Annotated in this window: 16 protein-coding genes; 11 read left to right on the top strand and 5 right to left on the bottom strand. The window is 39.1% G+C overall.

Annotation, left to right across the window (positions count from 1 at the left end; translation table 11 throughout):
* The first annotated feature begins 246 nt into the window (after nt 1-246).
* On the top strand, nt 247-729 hold the full coding sequence (locus tag F7731_RS18775) for a DinB family protein (RefSeq protein WP_151536328.1): 483 nt from the start codon (nt 247-249) through the stop codon (nt 727-729).
* Between the two features lie 254 nt (nt 730-983).
* On the opposite strand, the gene F7731_RS18770 is transcribed toward F7731_RS18775, so the two are convergent.
* From F7731_RS18770 to F7731_RS18755, 4 genes are all read right to left on the bottom strand, one after another.
* The gene (locus F7731_RS18770; RefSeq protein WP_170289748.1) at nt 984-1,946 is read right to left on the bottom strand and encodes a DMT family transporter; all 963 of its coding nucleotides are present in this window, start codon (nt 1,944-1,946) and stop codon (nt 984-986) included.
* Nucleotides 1,947-2,284: 338 nt separating this feature from the next.
* Nucleotides 2,285-2,725 (bottom strand): hypothetical protein, encoded by a 441-nt coding sequence (locus F7731_RS18765; protein ID WP_151536326.1) that lies wholly within the window; start codon nt 2,723-2,725, stop codon nt 2,285-2,287.
* A 13-nt stretch (nt 2,726-2,738) separates the two neighbouring features.
* On the bottom strand, nt 2,739-3,089 hold the full coding sequence (locus tag F7731_RS18760; protein WP_151536325.1) for an ASCH domain-containing protein: 351 nt from the start codon (nt 3,087-3,089) through the stop codon (nt 2,739-2,741).
* Between the two features lie 61 nt (nt 3,090-3,150).
* Nucleotides 3,151-4,821, bottom strand: coding sequence for a glutamine--tRNA ligase/YqeY domain fusion protein (locus F7731_RS18755; RefSeq protein ID WP_151536324.1), 1,671 nt, complete (start codon nt 4,819-4,821; stop codon nt 3,151-3,153).
* A gap of 218 nt (nt 4,822-5,039) precedes the next feature.
* On the opposite strand from F7731_RS18755, the gene F7731_RS18750 reads away from it, so the two are divergent.
* From F7731_RS18750 to F7731_RS18740, 3 genes are all read left to right on the top strand, one after another.
* Nucleotides 5,040-7,754 (top strand): GTPase, encoded by a 2,715-nt coding sequence (locus tag F7731_RS18750; RefSeq protein ID WP_151536323.1) that lies wholly within the window; start codon nt 5,040-5,042, stop codon nt 7,752-7,754.
* A gap of 97 nt (nt 7,755-7,851) precedes the next feature.
* Entirely contained in the window at nt 7,852-10,626 is a 2,775-nt protein-coding gene (locus F7731_RS18745; RefSeq protein ID WP_246197317.1) for a response regulator, read from the top strand.
* A gap of 73 nt (nt 10,627-10,699) precedes the next feature.
* Nucleotides 10,700-11,524, top strand: a complete 825-nt coding sequence (locus F7731_RS18740; RefSeq protein WP_151536321.1) for a CheR family methyltransferase — start codon at nt 10,700-10,702, stop codon at nt 11,522-11,524.
* A gap of 249 nt (nt 11,525-11,773) precedes the next feature.
* Here the strand turns inward: F7731_RS18740 and F7731_RS18735 are convergent, their stop codons facing one another.
* Nucleotides 11,774-12,463 (bottom strand): universal stress protein, encoded by a 690-nt coding sequence (locus F7731_RS18735; protein ID WP_151536320.1) that lies wholly within the window; start codon nt 12,461-12,463, stop codon nt 11,774-11,776.
* 175 nt (nt 12,464-12,638) lie between these two features.
* On the opposite strand from F7731_RS18735, the gene F7731_RS18730 reads away from it, so the two are divergent.
* The 7 genes from F7731_RS18730 to mnhG all read left to right on the top strand — a co-directional run bounded on the left by F7731_RS18730 (nt 12,639) and on the right by mnhG (nt 18,493).
* A complete protein-coding gene (locus F7731_RS18730) occupies nt 12,639-15,041 on the top strand; it encodes a Na+/H+ antiporter subunit A (RefSeq protein ID WP_281352571.1) in 2,403 nt (800 codons plus the stop codon).
* Nucleotides 15,038-15,460, top strand: a complete 423-nt coding sequence (locus F7731_RS18725; RefSeq protein ID WP_151536319.1) for a Na(+)/H(+) antiporter subunit B — start codon at nt 15,038-15,040, stop codon at nt 15,458-15,460. Before F7731_RS18730 ends, F7731_RS18725 begins: the two co-directional genes overlap by 4 nt.
* On the top strand, nt 15,461-15,799 hold the full coding sequence (locus F7731_RS18720) for a Na(+)/H(+) antiporter subunit C (RefSeq protein ID WP_151536318.1): 339 nt from the start codon (nt 15,461-15,463) through the stop codon (nt 15,797-15,799).
* The gene (locus tag F7731_RS18715; protein ID WP_151536317.1) at nt 15,792-17,276 is read left to right on the top strand and encodes a Na+/H+ antiporter subunit D; all 1,485 of its coding nucleotides are present in this window, start codon (nt 15,792-15,794) and stop codon (nt 17,274-17,276) included. Before F7731_RS18720 ends, F7731_RS18715 begins: the two co-directional genes overlap by 8 nt.
* 125 nt (nt 17,277-17,401) lie before the next feature.
* Nucleotides 17,402-17,878, top strand: a complete 477-nt coding sequence (locus F7731_RS18710) for a Na+/H+ antiporter subunit E (protein ID WP_151536316.1) — start codon at nt 17,402-17,404, stop codon at nt 17,876-17,878.
* Nucleotides 17,878-18,162, top strand: coding sequence for a Na(+)/H(+) antiporter subunit F1 (locus F7731_RS18705; RefSeq protein WP_151536315.1), 285 nt, complete (start codon nt 17,878-17,880; stop codon nt 18,160-18,162). Before F7731_RS18710 ends, F7731_RS18705 begins: the two co-directional genes overlap by 1 nt.
* Nucleotides 18,140-18,493 (top strand): monovalent cation/H(+) antiporter subunit G, encoded by a 354-nt coding sequence (mnhG, locus tag F7731_RS18700; RefSeq protein ID WP_151536314.1) that lies wholly within the window; start codon nt 18,140-18,142, stop codon nt 18,491-18,493. The genes F7731_RS18705 and mnhG overlap by 23 nt, the downstream gene beginning before the upstream one ends.
* Nucleotides 18,494-18,512 lie beyond the last annotated feature (19 nt).

Here is an 18,512-nt window from a genome sequence, read left to right as displayed (position 1 = left end):
AAAAGGACGCGTTTATTTTGGGATGCGTCCCTTCATGTTTTGGGCCAGATTATTGAAAAAAATTTTAAAAATAAAATGGATATTTTTGTTAACGCAAGTGTGGTTTGTGAGTGATTTTATTTTAACTAACGATAGCAGGTTTAAGAAGGAATATAAACAGGGTTAGTTAAGTAAGTAATACTGAACTCAGTTTTGTTTTATTCTCAAATTCATTTAACTTATTTTCTAAATACGGGAGGGCTTTCATTGAAAACATTTTTTCGATATAACTGGATGGTCAGAGAAGAATGGTATCAGTGGTGTGAGGGATTAAGTGAAGAGGAACTTCTACGAACCAGAACTGGTGGAGTAGGAAGTATACTGCATACACTCTTCCATATAGTTGATGTGGAGTGGAGCTGGATACGTCTATTACAAGGAAAAACAGACTTTGAGGAGAGTTTTGAGGATTATAAAAGCTTAAATCAGGTTCGAAAATTGGACGCTGAATTTCGATCGGAAGTGGAGAACTTTGTGAACAACTGGGATAATAGTAAAGAAAAACAACTGTTTTACGATACTCTACCAGATGGAAGAATTGTAACTGACACTTGGGGTGAGGTTATACGACATGTCATTGCCCACGAAATTCACCATATAGGACAATTATCAATCTGGGCAAGGGAAGTAGGCAAAAAGCCTGTGTCTGCAAACTTTATTGGACGAGGTCTTATCTCTCAATATGAATAAAAAAAGTATAAAGTAATTAATTTAGCTGTTCTCTTGTTAATCTAACAGAATTAATTTTACAGGAATAAAGTGATTTCAGGACTGTGGCTATGCTATTCCTGGAAAGAAGTAAGGGGTTGAAACATATTATACATGACTAATATGTTTCAACCTCTATTTTATATGACTTTTTCCAATAAGGTATTGAAGAAGGTAACAAAGATAACCATAAAATTAAAAAAATATCGCACTTCATAAGCCAAATAGTATATTACTCAGGTCTTTGGCTTTTTAAGGTTTCCTGAAACGAGGACAGAACCTAATAGTACGATTATTGTACCTATAACAAATTGTATGTTGACAGGGGTACCTATAAATAAAATTTCGGTTACGATTGCCCAAAAAACATATGTATTGTTAAGCGATTGACCTCTAGCAGCACCGATTAAATCAATGGACATGTAGTATAAAGAATAATTGGCAGCCCCTAATAAACCCGCTATAACGATTACCCAAACGATCTTAGAAGATGCTGCTTGAAAGACTAATGGATATCCATGAATAAATGGTACAATTAATATGGCATAACAAAGTGCGGAGGTCATCTGTCTTATATTAATGGCATAGAGAGGAATGGGAGGAACGTCCTCTTTTCCTTTCATTCCCCAGGCACCGATTACCCCTTCAAGTCCCCAAAATATGGCGGCCCCCAATGAAAACAAGATTCCGATGATAAAGTTACTTTCGCCGTTAAACTTTGATGGCACATATGCCAATATTATCACTCCAATGATATTTAAAATAACGCCGAACCAAGTTCTTTTGTACATTTTTTCCTTCAAAAAAAAGAAAGCAAGCAGAGCGCCAATCCCAGGGAATATAGAAGCAATGCTTGCCGTATACGTTACTCCTGCATATTGAATACCAAGAAAATAAAAAGTCATTGCTAAAGGTCCACCAGACAATGCTCCAAGAACTAAAATCGCTCCGCTCTTTGTTTTGATCAACTTTAATACATTAATAAATTCACCTTTTACAATCATTAAAAAAGATACCCATAGGGCAGAGAAAAAGTCATGCATGAAAGCAGCTATAATAGGAGCAAGCACAGTAGCCTGTTTAAAAGGTGTACTAGCGATAATAACGCCAATTATCACTGTATCTATTCCCCATGCAACAGCTGAAGTAGCCCCTAGACCTACACCCTTTCTAGCTTTTTTAAGACCTTTTACATTCATTAACTTTACCTCTTTCCAAAAGTCATTTCGCAACATTTAAATGATCATTCACACGATAAAAACTTTAGAAGCTTTCAGTTTATTGTTGGTGAGAATAGGAAAAAGAATGAGCGTGTCCCTTTGTACACTATCGCGTTCGCGCGTTCCATTGCTTATTCCTTGTCTGTTCCGGCTGGCACTTTATATTTAATTTGTCTAATAAGAATTGTGTTTATTCCTCCCGTGGCAAAGTAATCTGTTAGCAGTGCTTAGTGCAAAGAAAAAAGGCCAGCTCCTATCGGAGACTGGCCTCTTTGAGAATGAAATATATTATTAAGAGATAAATAGCTATGAATTCTTCACCATAAAACAGGTTTCACGACCATGAGCCAAAGCATGATTAAGAGAAGAATTAAATAAAGCCATGTTGACAGTGAAAGTTTTTGGACAAGCTTGCTTTGGTCTTGATCGTGTTGCTGAAATTTGCGCATTGTAGGCGTAAAGGCTCGCGCCAGGAAAAAAACGGAACCAAACATGATAGCTAATGTAGCAATAATCCACGATGTTTTCCACGTCCAATGTCCCATGGCGATAAGCAGAGCTCCGCTGCCGACCAAGACATGTCCGGCATGCTTCACAAGCCGGACAGTGGAGCGAAAAATATCAAGGTAGGCTTGCTGGACTTGAGTGTCAGCACCCAGCAATTTTTTTGCAATTGGAATTAATACTACAAATGGGCCTATTGAAAGAACGGCACTGCCAACATGGATGTATAAAATAAAGCGATAAAGAGTGTCCATCTAAAAAACTTTATTAATCCAAAACTGGACGGAATTCATGTACCCAAACTCTCATTTGTGGCAGCCAAGGCATGCCAGGGTGATAGGATAGGATTGATTCTTTATATTCCTCAACTGTCTCATAGCCTTCTTGTTTAGCGTGTTCATCAGTTAATTCTCCTAATGACTGTGAGTACACTTTTTCAACGACAAATTTATGGCCTTGTAGTTCCATAATTTCACCGACGTCTGCATAGCGGCCGTTGCGGCGAGTAGCTGTCTTCTTTCCAGAAAGCACTTTTTCAATGTCCGCTGGAACGGTTACTAAGCGCTCAATAGTACATGTTTTTGGCGGCAAAGCTTGGTTATCGTGCTGATTTGTCATTTTATCTTCCTCCTAAAGTTGAATGTAATACATGAATTGCAATGGAAGAGGTCCTCATCTTCTAAAGTTTAAATGAACTTTTCAGTGAAACAATCCGGTTAAATACAGGCTTTTCCGCTGTGGAATGTTTAGAATCCACATTAAAATAGCCGTGGCGGAAAAATTGGAATTTATCTTGAGGTTTTACGTCCTCCATATTCGGCTCAATAAAGCCTTGAACAATTTCAAGTGATTTCGGATTCACATAATCCAGGAATGTTTTATCTTCTGAGCTATCATCAGCCGCTTCCGCCTCTAATTCGGCATCGAGAATTAATGGCTCATATAAACGGAATTCAGCTGGGATGGCATGTTTAGCATCGACCCAATGAATGGTTCCCTTCACTTTACGTCCAGTGAACCCAGAACCACTTTTCGTTTCTGGATCGTACGTACAATGAATTTCAATAACTTGTCCATTTTCATCTTTAATCACTTCATTGCATTTAATGAAATAGGCATGCTTTAAACGCACTTCATTGCCAGGGAAGAGACGGAAGTATTTCTTTGGCGGATCTTCCATGAAGTCATCCTGCTCAATGTAAATTTCTCTTGAGAATGGAATTTGGCGCATACCCATATCAGGATTTTCAGGATTAATCTCTGCATCAAGCATCTCAACCTGATCTTCTGGATAGTTCGTTATCACAAGTTTAAGCGGATTTAGGACACCCATTGTGCGTGGAGCAGTGAGCTTTAAATCTTCCCTTACAAAGTGCTCTAGCATCGCTTCTTCAACAGCACCTGAGCCTTTGGTAATCCCTGTAGCTTTAACAAATTCACGAATCGCTCCTGGTGTAAAGCCTTTTCTTCTTAATCCAGAAATCGTCGGCATGCGCGGATCATCCCAGCCGTCAACGAAGCCTTCATCAACAAGCTGCTTTAGCTTTCGTTTACTCATAACTGTATTTTCAATATTTAGGCGGCCGAATTCAATTTGCTGAGGCTTGCTTTCCATTTCACATTCTTCAACGAACCAATTATATAATGGACGCTGATCTTCAAATTCAGTCGTACAAATGGAATGCGTAATGTCTTCGATCGCATCCTCAAGTGGATGAGCGAAAGAATACATCGGATAAATGCACCACTTATCACCCGTATTATGATGGGAGACGTGGGAAATCCGGTAAATCACAGGATCACGCATATTCAAGTTTGGCGAAGCCATATCAATTTTGGCGCGTAAAACCTTGCTGCCATTTTCAAATTCGCCATTGCGCATCCGTTCGAATAGATCAAGGTTCTCTTCGACAGATCGCTCGCGATATGGACTTTCCTTTCCTGGCTCTGTTAATGTGCCGCGATATTCACGAATTTCTTCTTGTGATAAATCGTCGACATAAGCTTTTCCTTTTTTAATAAGGATGACGGCACGATTATACATTTCCTCAAAATAGTTAGATGCAAAATGCAATTCTTCCCATTCATAACCGAGCCATTGTACATCTGCCTTGATGGAATCAACATACTCCTGATCTTCCTTTAATGGGTTGGTATCATCAAATCGTAAATGTGTTCTTCCATTAAATTCATCAGCAAGCCCGAAGTTGATCACGATTGATTTGGCATGCCCGATATGAAGATACCCGTTCGGTTCAGGAGGAAACCGTGTAATAATGTTTTTGTGTTTACCTGTTTCTAAGTCCTCAATAATAATATTTTTAATAAAGTTTGACGAATTTTGTTCCAAACCGGTATCAGCCTTTCTTTGAGATGTAGTTATTTCTTATTTTACTGTTATTATCCATGTAAATCAATTGAGTGCTTTAGGCATTTGCATATTAATGCTTTTTTGATTTCTCCCAATGGGACAATGGACCTGTCCCCATGTCCCTTTTCTTATAAAATGATATTTTGTTAGAATAAAGAATAGAGATTAAGTGAAAATAATTTTGCGGAGGTAGCAAGATGATCATAGATGAACAGCTGATTAATAAAAAGTATTATAAAACGTTGATCGAAGGAATGGAGAATGTTCACCCGATTAAGGCATTAGGGGAGTTGTATAACCTCGAGCAGAAGGAGGCAGTACCTGAGCTTTCTTATATTCGCTTTGCCCAAGGTGAAGTTTATTTCATTCATCACGATTATGAAGCAGCTATTTTTAAGTGGGAGAATATTCAGAACGAACTGGAGCCATGGGCAAAGAAAAATATGGCTGATGCTTATTTTGAATTGGATTTGCTCAGCAGTGCGGAAGATTTATATCAGACAATCCATACGGAGTCCGATGTCTTGAAAACAGAAGTGTTGCTGCAGCTTTTTGCCACTTACATTGCGCGTGGCAAGCTTGATTCTGCCGGAGAGTCGATTAAAGAAGTTATCGCTTTTAATCCAGATTACAAGAATGTGACGAGCTTAGCACAGGAATTCTTTGAGGAGCATCAAGATTGGAAAAACGCGATTGAGCTAGCAGTTAATGAAGCGGTCCGTACAGGAAATCTTCGTTGGTTTGACACGCTAGAATCATATATCGTTCAAGGAAAGACAAAAAAACTGGAACCGAATTATTTTTCCGAAGCCCTTGTAACGTTATTCCCGCTTGATTTAGCAAGATTTGAGAATCTAGCGTCTGCCTTGTGGAATCATTATCGACACGGAGATGAATATTTTACTTGGATTAAAGAAATTAATCACATCCTTCTTCATATGGAAGGGGGAAGTGTCCATTCATGGAGGGAGCTGTCCGCCCTTTATCATGATACATATTTTGAAATAATTAGCGGAATGCATATGCTAAAAGATATCTCACATTTAGTTCCAAACCATTTAACGAATTGGCTGAAATTGTCTGATTCTACTCACCAATTGACGGCTGCGGCTTCAACGCTTGCCTGGAGTGAAATTTTCCCATCGAGTATTGGGCTTGAAACAATCAATATTGCGGAAGAGAAGATGAGCCATCCTATGATCGATAAGAACGGATTAGCGGATTCATTCGAGCTATTCCAAGCTGTTACTGCTTGGGCAAGAAAGAATGGAATCGAGATCGGCTATCGCTTTGAATGGATGGTAAAGGAACTCCTTGATTTACATGCTTCCCATTTATTAATTGCAGGGGTGGAAGGTGTCCAAAAATCGAATCTCATTAATGGATTACTTGGAGAAAATTTGATTGATGATTATTTGTCTACAACAGTGGTGTTTAAAGATAATGAGAAGGTAGTAATACAGGAAATCTCCGATGAGGGAGAGAAAGAGCTTCAAGAATGCTCAAACATTGAAGAAAACGCTCAGACCGTTATTTTATATAAAAAACCATTGCCATACCTTCGCCATAAGAGGCTGGCATTTATTGATACACCAGGTATCACGGGGCTAAACAGATTCAGAAATGATGTGTTCCAATATTTGCAGTTAGCTGACGGTCTGCTTTTTGTCCTAAATCCGAAGCATGCGTTAACAGAGGAAGAGCTGGAAATTGTTTTGAAATTCCGTGAGCAATCTCCAGAGCTGCCAATTCACTTCGTATTGAATAGTATCTATTCCGATGAAGTGACGCAGGAAATAATCGACATTGCTGCATCTAAAGTGAATACGTATTTTCCAGAAGCAAGGCTATTTGCCTTTTCCGGCCATGAGGATCAGCTTGATGCATTGGCGAATTTCTTTATAGCAATAAATGGCCATCAGCTTCTAGAAGAAAAACGCACAGCTAAAGTCCAGCATTATATACGTAAAACAATTAAGTTCCTCCTTGAGAGACGTGTGGAGATGGAGGAGGGCTATGTCGAGTCAATTAAATGGAATGAAGAAATGGTGACAAAATTAAATGGAGCTACGAACCAAGTCCATGACTTAGAAGAGGAAAAAATTCTCATCGCAACAAAAGCGTTTGCAAAAATGAAGGATGAGAAGAGAGCTCAGCTTATCGAGGACATTCCTGTCTTGCTGCGCGAATGCTCAGAACTCATAACGGAAGACAGTGACTTTGGCAAGATTCATACGGTGCTAAATAATGAGATGAATAGCCGTATTCGCCGTCATTTAGATGAAGTCATTATGCCAAGCTTTCATAAGGAGATGCATCAGTGGATTTCTGACACCGGACTTGAGTTTAATCAAGCACAAACATTTTTTGATGAAATGGGGCAAAGTTTTAATGATCTGTATGAGAAGGATAAATTAACATTTGCTGGTGATTTTAAAGTGCTTGAAGACTGGAGCAGAGATGCAGACCGAATGACGAGAGGAAGCAGTCAATTTGAAAGTATCAACATACTTAACCGCTTTTCTCCCTCTCAGTTTTTGTTAAAGAGTGCCGGTAAGCTGCTTGGAGGAGTGATGCAAAATAAATCGATGCTCTATAACAAATATAAGCAATATATCGAAAACGAAGATTATCGTGAAGTGGCTGCTGTGGTGACCGATCAATTCTTTCAGCCGTTTGAGCTCTTTGAAAAGTCTATCGACCGAGATGTGAGCATGTTCTTTAGCCCATCATTTCATGCACTAACAGATGCAGTCAATGAAGCGGTTCAGCAAATCCAAATGAGTAAAGAGTCATTGCGGGAAATGAGGGAGAATCCAGAATTATACCGTGATCCAATAACTTTATTCCAGATTAAGCTTCTGCAGCTTGAATGGATGACGAGCGCAGGAAATCAGATTTATCAAAATTAGTAAGGCTTCAAATAATGTCGTTCGGCTTCGCTTCTCAAGCTGAACGACAATCCTGCATGCCGCATATTTCCCCCTTAATACATCCTGAAGGAGGCATATGTCAGTGAGTTTTAAAAAGAAGCAATACCTCAGTTTAGGATTGACTGTATTTTTTTTGCTTTTATTGATGTTTGCTATTTTGTTTATGGCAAATGTCATTAAAGCAAATATGATTGAGATTGTACAAGATCGATATTATAAAGTGAACCAAGCATTAGAAATTAGAAGATTTTTTGATCAGACCGACCGGCAGCTATTGCGAATCTTAATTGTGAAAGAAGAAATGGATCCCGAGCTTGTCGAGGATTTATTAAGGCAAAATGAAGGCGGCATTCAAAAACATATGCTCGAGCTGGCAAGTACAGTTAATACAGAACAAGGAACATTGCTTGTTAAAAAAATCGAAGCGGCCTATACATCCTATAATCAAATGGAAAAGGACTTTATCCAAAAACTTAAGGATGGGGAAACAAGCGAGTTGCAGGAATTATATGATAGTGAACGAGGAAATCGTGATCAGCTTTTACACGATTTCGATGAATTTATAAAATATCAAGAAACATTAATGGACCAATCATTAGAAAGTGCAACAAGCACCCATACACAGCTAGTGATTGTCTTAGTTTCAGCTGTTTCATTAGCACTTATCATGATCGTGATTGTAACAGTTACATTAATTAGGAGTACGAGTAAGATTATCTCCAAAATATTAATGGGGCTTGATCGAATTGATTATAAAAATCTATCAAGCCTGCCAAGAATTGAGATTGATACGAAGGATGAATTTGGTGAAATAGCCAACTCCTTTAACTCAATGGCGGCTTCTTTAGAAACATATAATAAGAATGAAACGAAGTATATGGCCGAGATTACAGAACAAAATTGGATTCAATCTCATTCGGCTGACATTGTTCATTTGTACAGTCAGCATGTAAACATCCAAGCGCTTGCAACGGATTTAATAAACGAATTATCCAACACATTGAATGCATGTCTAGGAGCGATTTATTTAAAAGAAGATGAAAAAGATAAAACTTTTTATCGAAACATCGCTTCCTATGCAGGTAAAGAGCATCAAGTTGGCCGGGCTCAATTTACCCCTGGTGCAGGGCTTGTCGGTCAATGTGCGGTTAATAAAAAGATTTTCATTCTAAATGAGATTCCAAATGATTATCAGGTGATCACAACAGGACTTGGAAGTGTTCGTCCAAGAAGTATTCTCATGGCACCAGTCATGATGAAGGATGAAGTGGTCGCTGTCATAGAATTAGCAAGCTTAGAGAAATTTACAGCTATTCAAGCTAAGCTATTAGATGAGGTCCTTGATACGCTTGGCATCGCGATTACGAATATATTAGGAAGAATGGAAATTGCTCATTTGCTCGAAGATTCTCAAGCAAAGACTGAGGAGCTGCAAATGCAATCCGAAGAATTGCAGTCACAATCGGAAGAGCTGCAGTCACAGGCAGAGGATCTCCAAACCCAGGCAGAGGAATTGCAGATGATCAATGAGCAATTAGAAGAACGAACGAATGATGCGGAGCTGAAATCGGAAGAATTAAGGGCTGCGAAGGAAGCGCTGGAAGAAAAGGCGAGAGAGCTTATGATCAGCTCCAAATATAAGACAGAATTTCTTGCCAATATGTCTCATGAATTGCGGACCCCTTTAAATAGCATTCTATTACTTTCTGAAATGTTTATTGACGACACGAATCATGGCTTGACTTCGGAACAGGTCGAATTCATGAAGATGATTCATTCATCAGGCCAAGACTTATTAGATTTAATTAATGATATATTAGACCTTTCAAAGGTAGAGGTAGGGAAGCTGGAAATTCATTTTGAAGAAGTGAATTTATGTGAATTTACAGATAGCTTAGAACAAAGTTTTATGCAATTTGCGAAGAAGAAGAATCTTGAATTTACAGTATCTTCAAGTGTAGACATTCCGTATTTAATCTTTACAGATGAAAAACGTCTCCGACAAATGCTTAAAAACCTGCTTTCGAATGCCTTTAAATTTACAGAGGAAGGCTCTGTTTCCGTTAAATTAGAAGAGGCAGGCAGTCATGAAGTGCCTCAATTCCATCACACGAATGCATGGTTAAAAGTCGTTGTTGCTGATACGGGAATCGGGATACCGGCAGAGAAGCAGGAAGAGATTTTTGAAGCGTTCCAGCAAGTGGATGGGGCAACGATGAGAAAGTATGGTGGGACAGGGCTTGGTCTATCCATTACAAAGGAGTTTGCACAACTTCTTGGTGGGGTATGTAAAGTAGAGAGCGAGGAAGGAAAGGGCAGCAGTTTCACTTTACTTATTCCAAGTTTGCCAGAAGGCTTACCGGAAAAAGGCAAGGAAACAATCCATGCTGAAACAGCTTCCGCAATCGACAAAGACGTGCTACATGAAAATGAGCATCTTCCATCCATTGAACGGGAGGAAGTACCATCAACTGCCACGTTACAAGAGAAGACGGTCCTCGTCGTTGATGATGACCACCGCAATATTTACGTTCTTAAAAACGCCCTTGAAAAAGAAGGCATGCATGTTCTTACAGCTGAAAATGGGATGGAATGCCTAAATGCGATGGAGAAAGAAGAAAAAATTGATATTTTATTAATGGATATTATGATGCCTGTTATGGACGGGTATGAAACAATGAGAAGAATACGCGAGCTTGAAGAATTCGCGGAACTCCCGATTATTGCTTTAACAGCGAAAGCGATGAATTATGACCGCAAAAAATGCCTCGAAGCAGGTGCATCAGATTATATTAGCAAGCCGCTAAAGCTCGATCAGCTCCTTTCGGCGATGCGTGTCTGGCTGTCTTAGTATGATCGTGATTCTTCTAAATCTCAAGCAGGCAGATTCTTAGTTTGTATACAAAAATTTGGGATGATAAAGTATGTTTAAAGTAAATAAAGAGGAAGTAGAGCTAGACTTATTATTATTAGCGATCTTCCGCCTCTCAGGCTATGATTTTAGGCAATATATGAAGTCTTCGATTATGAGAAGAGTGCAAAATCGCTTAAGCCAGGAGCGGTTGCCGACAATAACGAGCTTAACGGAAAAAATTATCCACGATGAGTCCTATTTAAAGAAAATATTAAGTGATTTTTCGATTAATGTAACAGAGATGTTTCGCGATCCTTCCTTTTTCAAAGCCTTTAGAGACGAGGTCATCCCTGTTATTAAGGAGCTGCCCGAAATTAGAATTTGGCATGCGGGCTGTTCAACTGGGGAGGAAGTATATTCGATGGCCATTTTGATGGAGGAAGAAGGCCTTGGCCACTTAACAAAAATTTACGCAACGGATATGAATGAAGTGGTTCTCGCAAAAGCGGAGCGCGGGATTCTCCCGTTACAGAAAATGCGGCTATATACGAAAAACTATTTGCTTGCTGGGGGAAAGAAGTCTTTTTCTGAATATTATACAGCCGACTGTAAGGGAGCGTATCTGAATCCCCATTTACTTGAACGTATCGTTTTTGCCCAGCATAATTTGGTCACGGATCGGTCGTTTAATGAATTTCATGTGATCATTTGCCGTAATGTATTGATTTATTTTAATATCGATTTGCAGGGGCGTGTGCTCCAACTGTTTAATGAAAGCCTAAGTCCCGCGGGATTTCTCGGACTTGGCAGCAAGGAAACGATTCGCTCCAATCAATATACGTTCGAAGATTTTAACGTAAAGGAAAAATTATTTCGAAAAAATACTTCTGATTAGACATTCATGAACTAATAAATAGAACGCTTAACATAAAGCTTTTAGGACAGCTTCTTTTATAGAAGTTGTTTTTTTTTTTGACCATTTTTATATGTAATATGATTGTAATGTTACTTATTTTTTGGTAAGTTTATTTTATGTAACATTAGAAAATGAGTAAAGGTTGCTAATCAAAACAGCATGAACTTTCGATTTTGATCACAAAAAAACACTTCCAGCAGTATAAAGCTGAAAGTGTTTGTCATTTGATTAATGAAGATGATCTATATCAATTGGTTCTGTCATTCTGACATTTTTTAGTTCTTTGACAATGTCATCTGTTACTGTCACTTGCATAGTTTCTTTGTCTTTCATAAATTTAAAAACACCATTATTAAAGTCTGTGCCTTGTTCTTTAAAGAATATTCCTTCGAAATCGACTTCCTTCGTATGGTTGAAGCTCAAACGATAGTGGTCTTCTTCTTTCACTAAATATGCACGAACTCCTTTTTCAAATAGCCCTTCTTGATTTTTAAGGGAGCGGGAAACTGAAATGATATGCAGATCAACGAAAGGAATTTCCCGTAATAATGAGTTTATGATGGAGCCCTTAGCAATTTGTTCCCATCTGCTTTGTGCCGTTTGGCCAAGTACGATTTGTGTTATATGTTTTTCGCGTGCCACTTCTGCGATGACTTTCGAAACAGGCCGCTTGTCATTATCTTTTAAAATAAACTCCTCAACTCTATGATGTTCAGCTATTTGCTGCCATCTCGTAATATAATCTGATTTTTCGGCATCCAAATCATCAAATGGCAAGGGATCAATGGTCAAAATATAGAGTGGACAATCGAGCATGCTCGCAATTTTACAACCGCGCTGAATAAGGCGTTCTCCATTTGGACCAAAGTAAACACAGACGAGGATGCTTTCGTCCATACGCCCCTTTACTTGTTTCATTTTCATTTCACCTCGAGTTAGATGGCGTTTAATAGAAATTAGATTCGATTAAACTATGTTTGACTATATATCATGCCTTTGTAACAGTCAATCTATTTCCATATGATCTTAAAAGGTAGATTGACAAATACTATAAAAAATAAGATTTTCAACTTTGTTTGGAGGGGATTTGATTGTGTTTTTATTACTTTTCATGATTTTTCTACCGTTTATTTTTGCCATACTGACACCATTTTTATATAAACTATTTGCCCCGCGGGTTCATACAGGGTGGTTTGTTGCCATTGTTCCGCTTTCTGTTTTTGTATTGCTATTACAGTATATTCCTGTCATTTCAAACGGACAAACCATTTATCAGTCGGTGCCATGGATACCCTCACTAGGCGTAAATATTACTGCTTATTTGGACGGCTTATCTCTTATTTTTGGCCTATTAATTTCTGGGGTGGGGTTCCTTGTCGTTCTCTATTCGATTTATTACATGTCGAAGGAGCGGGAAGCACTCCATAACTTTTACGTTTATATGCTTTTGTTTATGGGAGCGATGTTCGGGCTTGTTTTTTCTGACAATATTTTGGTCTTATATGTATTTTGGGAATTAACGAGCATTTCCTCTTTTTTATTAATTGCGTATTGGTATCAGCGAAAAAACTCCCGATATGGTGCGCAAAAATCTATGCTGATTACGATCTTTGGCGGGCTTGCGATGCTATCTGGTCTAATCATGCTATCGATGATGTCGGATTCATACAACATTCGTGAAATATTGAGCGAGGTGCATGTCGTTACAGAGAGCCCATTATTTCTTCCAGCGATGATCTTGCTTTTGCTTGGGGCTTTTACGAAATCTGCTCAATTTCCATTCAGTATTTGGCTTCCTGATGCGATGGAAGCCCCGACTCCGATTAGCGCCTATTTACACTCGGCGACGATGGTGAAGGCAGGTATTTATTTAGTAGCAAGATTTACAGCCGTTTTCGGCGGAAGCAGTGAATGGTTTTGGATTGTTTCCGGAGTGGGTCTAATCACCTTAGTTTACGGGTCGATTAATGCCGTCAATCAGAAGGACTTAAAGGCTTTACTCGCCTATTCGACGATCAGCCAATTAGGATTAATTATGAGCTTGCTTGGGTTAGGGTCGGCGTCTTTATATTTTGGCAATGGAGATGAATCGACTGTATATGCAATGGCCATCATAGCTTCAATGTTTCATTTAATTAATCATTCAACATTTAAAGGAAGCCTGTTTATGGTCATCGGGATTATTGACCATGAAACAGGGACGCGCGATATTCGGAAATTAGGTGGATTAATGAGCCTTATGCCGATTTCGTTTACATTGACGATTATTGGCAGCTTTGCGATGGCAGGTTTACCTCCATTTAATGGTTTTTTAAGTAAAGAAATGTTTTTTACTAGTATTTTAACTGCCGTGGAACAGCCGGTATTTGGCATGAAGATGTTTGGCTTATTCGTCCCAATCATTGCTTGGATTGCAAGTGTCTTCACATTTATCTATTGTATGATACTTGTTTTTAAAACCTTTACAGGGAAGCATCAGCCAGAGAAGATTGATAAAGTTGCGAAGGAAGCGCCGATTGGCATGCTGATCCCGCCAGCAATTTTGGCTATTCTTGTTATTGGTATTTTCTTTTTCCCGAATGTCGTGGGGAAAAACTTTTTACAGCCTGCATTAATGGCGATCTTACCTATTCATTCAGAAGGGGTGGGTCTAACGATTAAGGCTTGGCACGGTTGGAATACAGAGCTATTTATGACGATCGGTGTCGTTCTTTTTGGATCGATCATGTATATATTCTTGAAGCGCTGGACAGTCCTTTATCATTTCTTTCCGAAAACACTCACCCTCAATCATTTGTATAACCAATCATTAGAAGGAACAGAAATGATGTCATATAAAGTAACAAATAAGTATATGACAGGGAAAATGAGGGATTATTTAGTCTATATTTTTGGTTTTATGATTGTAATTTTAGGTGGAGCGCTTTGGCTGTCAGACGGAATTACCTTCCTAGGTTCAAATCAAGCAGGAGTGAGCATCTATGAAGGTGTGCTATTAGGCGCTATGGTCATTTCCGGCTTTGCGGTGCTGCTCTCTAAATCAAGGCTAACAGCCATTATTGCTCTTGGCGCACTTGGCTATCTCGTATCTTTATTCTTTGTTATATTCCGTGCTCCTGATTTGGCGCTCACTCAGCTTGTTGTTGAGACGGTCACTTCAGCCCTGTTCTTGCTATGCTTCTACCATTTGCCGAAGCTGCGGAAAGAAGTGAGCCGGATACAGTTCAAGCTGACGAATGCTGTCATTTCAATAGGAGTCGGTACGGTCGTTACACTTCTTGCGTTAGCGGTTAATAATCATCGGCTTTTCGCATCGATTTCAAATTTCTTTGAACAATCATACACCCTTGCCGGGGCAAAGAACATCGTTAATGCGATTCTCGTTGATTTCCGGGGATTTGATACGATGCTGGAAATACTTGTTTTATGTATTGCGGGTTTAGGTGTTTATACGTTAATCAAACTTCAATTAGCGGGGAGGGATCGGAAAGAATGAGTCCGAATGATGTATTATTGCGCACAGTGACGAAAGCGGCAATCGTAATTATTTTAACGTTTTCTATTTATCTTTTCTTCGGGGGTCATCATAATCCGGGGGGAGGATTTATTGGCGGACTAAGTGTGGCGGCTGGGCTAGTTCTTCTCTTCCTTGCCTTTGATATTGAAACTGTCCGCAAAAATATCCCGATTGACTTTAAAAAAATGGCTGGCTTCGGTGTGCTGATAGCTGTCCTTACAGGAGTCAGCTCGTTATTTTTTGGTGAACCATTTTTGAATCAAACATTTGGTCACTTTCACTTGCCGATTTTCGGGGAAACAGAGCTTGCAACGGCTGTTCTTTTTGATGTCGGGGTGGCTTTAGCCGTTATTGGAACGGCTATTACAATCATTTTGAGTATAAGTGAGGGCAAGTAGATGGAAACACTTATATCTATTCTTGTAGGTTTGTTATTTTCGATTGGCACGTATTTAGTTTTGAGTAAAAGCTTAATCAGAATTATTTTAGGAACATCGATCATCAGTCATGGCGTGAACTTGCTCATCTTGACGATGGGTGGATTAAAAAAGGGAGGGCCTCCTTTATTAGGCGACATTCAAACAGCCTTTACCGACCCGTTGCCACAAGCACTAATCTTAACCGCTATTGTGATTAACTTTGCGGTTACGGCTCTCTTTTTAGTGCTTAGCTATCGTACGTACAAAGTGACAGGGACTGATGATATGGACCGTTTAAGGGGAAATATGGATGAATAATATAGTTATTATGCCGATCATCATTCCGCTCATTGCTGGACTGGTCATGATTATCTTTAGAAAAAACGTTCGTTTTCAGCGTATACTCAGTGTACTAACTATTGCTACTATGGCGTTTTTATCTGTCTTTTTAATGAGGGAAATTAAATGGAATGGGCTTCAAACTCTGCAGGCTGGAGGCTGGGCCCCTCCATTTGGCATTAGCCTTGTTGCGGATATGTTTTCGGCATTATTGCTTTTGAGTGCGAGTATTGTCGCGTTATTTTGTTTACTCTTCGCTTTTCATACGATTGGAAAAGAGCGAGAGAACTATTATTTTTACCCGTTTTATTTATTTTTGCTCACTGGTGTGAATGGGTCCTTTTTGACAGGTGATTTATTTAATTTATTCGTCTGTTTCGAAGTGATGTTAATTTCCTCCTATGTGCTTATCTCATTAGGGGGAACGAAGGTGCAGCTTCGAGAGTCTATCAAGTATGTCCTCGTTAATGTTCTTTCTTCATCCCTGTTTCTTGTAGGGATTGCTTATCTCTATGCTGTGCTTGGGACATTGAACTTTGCTCACCTTTCACTAAGAGTAGCTGAAGTTGGGCAGGACGGGCTGCTAACGACCGTTTCATTATTGTTTTTAATTGTTTTTGGCATGAAGGCAGGGTTATTGCTGTTCTTTTGGCTGCCAGATGCATATAGCGCTCCGCCGCCGGCCATTGCCGCTTTATTTGCTGCTCTATTAACAAAAGTAGGGATATACGCTTTATTTCGTATGTTTACACTCGTTTTTTACCACGAGCCGCAAATTACACATTTCATCATTGGGATTCTTGGGGCATTAACAATGGTTCTTGGGGCGGTCGGGGCTGTCGCTTACGGGGATATTAAAAAAATCATTACGTATAACGTCATCATTGGTGTTGGATTTATTATGGCAGGTTTAGCTTCATTTTCCTTTCATGGGCTGATGGGTTCTCTTTACTACCTCATACATGACATTTTGATTAAAGCGCTAATTTTCCTCCTAGGAGGAACGATCATTATATTAACGGGAACAAGTAAGCTGAAGGATATGAGCGGACTTATTCGGAATCATCCTTTTTTAGGATGGATGTTCTTTATTGCCGCTTTATCATTGGCTGGTATTCCTCCACTAAGTGGGTTTTTAGGAAAGGTGTTTATTACTCGGGGAACGTTTGAAGCGGAGTATTTTTGGCTAGGTGGAATTGGTTTACTAACAAGTTTAATGGTCTTGTATTCCATCATGAAAATTTTTATGAATGTTTTTTGGGGAGAAACACATTTGAGTAGGGAAGAAGAGAAAGGCTCTACCAAGGGATTATTATTCCCGATTGGCTGTCTTACCGCCTTAACGATTGTCTTAGGGCTAGGAGCCGAGGGGATCCATGACTATGTAAAAATGGCGGCTGAAGGCTTATTGAATCCAGCGCTATATATCGAAGCGGTAATGGGCGAAAGTCAATGAACGTTTTAGTGTCTAGCTCGAGGGGCTGACCACTTAGGAAAGCTTCTTCGAATAGTCATCGCAGGAATAATTTGATCTGTAATTGTTCCGAAGTCGCTTCCGCATTTCTGATAGGGGGGAGATTATTGCCTGTTCAAGTGTTAATTAATTTGTTTATCGCTTTTTTATGGATGTTTTTCCAAGATGAATGGAGTTTTCTATCCTTTTTTAGTGGTTATATAGTTGGAATTGTTGTGCTATTTTCTTTACGACGCTTTTTTCCTTCATCTTTTTATTTGCGTAGATTTATCGCCATTTTGAAATTGTTTATTTTGTTTATTACAGAATCTGTTATTTCAAGTTTTGCAATAATTAAAGAGGTCATTAGGCCAAAACTTAATGTTACTCCTGGCATTTTTAAGATGGAAACGGAATTAGAGGGTGATTTAGAAATTTCTCTACTGGCCTTATTGTTAACTTTGACCCCGGGTTCCGTAGTGATGGAAATCTCTCCAAACAATAAAGTTTTTTATCTCCATGCCTTAAATTTGCCAGACTCTAAGCATGCTGTATTCCAGTCGCAAATCAAATATGAGAAAGCAATTAAGGAGGTTACTCGATAATGTTTGATCAATTTTTATTGATATGTTTATTTTTCTTAGCCCTTTCTATATTAGCGGCTCTTTATCGCGTGATTAAAGGACCTTCTACACCGGATCGGGTGATGGCTTTAGATAATATCGGAGTGAACCTTATTGCTGGAGTGGCTTGTCTCTCCATATTATTACGGACACATGCTTTTTTAGACATTATTTTATTAATTGGCATTCTCTCCTTCGTCGGAACGATTGCCTTTGCCCGTTTTATTGAAAGAGGTGTTGTTATTGAACGAAAACGTGTACATTAACATCATCGTCGCTATCTTTCTTTTGTTTGGAACGATCTTAAGCTTTTTAAGCGCAATCGGATTAATACGCTTGCCTGATGTGTATTCACGTTCTCATGCGGTGTCAAAAAGTGCTAGCTTAGGTGTGCTTTGTACGCTATTTGGGGCCTTTCTTTTCTTTTTGCTTACAGATGGATACTTCAGCATTCGTTTAATTCTTGGGATTTTCTTTGTATTTCTAACTTCTCCAGTTGTTAGCCATCTCCTCAATCGAGCGGCCTATCATTCAAAGGTGGAGCTGACGAAGGAAACCGTTCAGGATGATCTTAAGGAGTTTCTTGAAGGAGAATAAAGTCATACTGTATTGTTTA

The organism is Cytobacillus depressus (assembly GCF_008923245.1).
GTDB lineage: Bacteria > Bacillota > Bacilli > Bacillales > Cytobacillaceae > Cytobacillus > Cytobacillus depressus.
The sequence above is the reverse complement of the archived record's forward strand: the minus strand, read 5'-3'. Positions and strand labels throughout refer to the sequence as shown.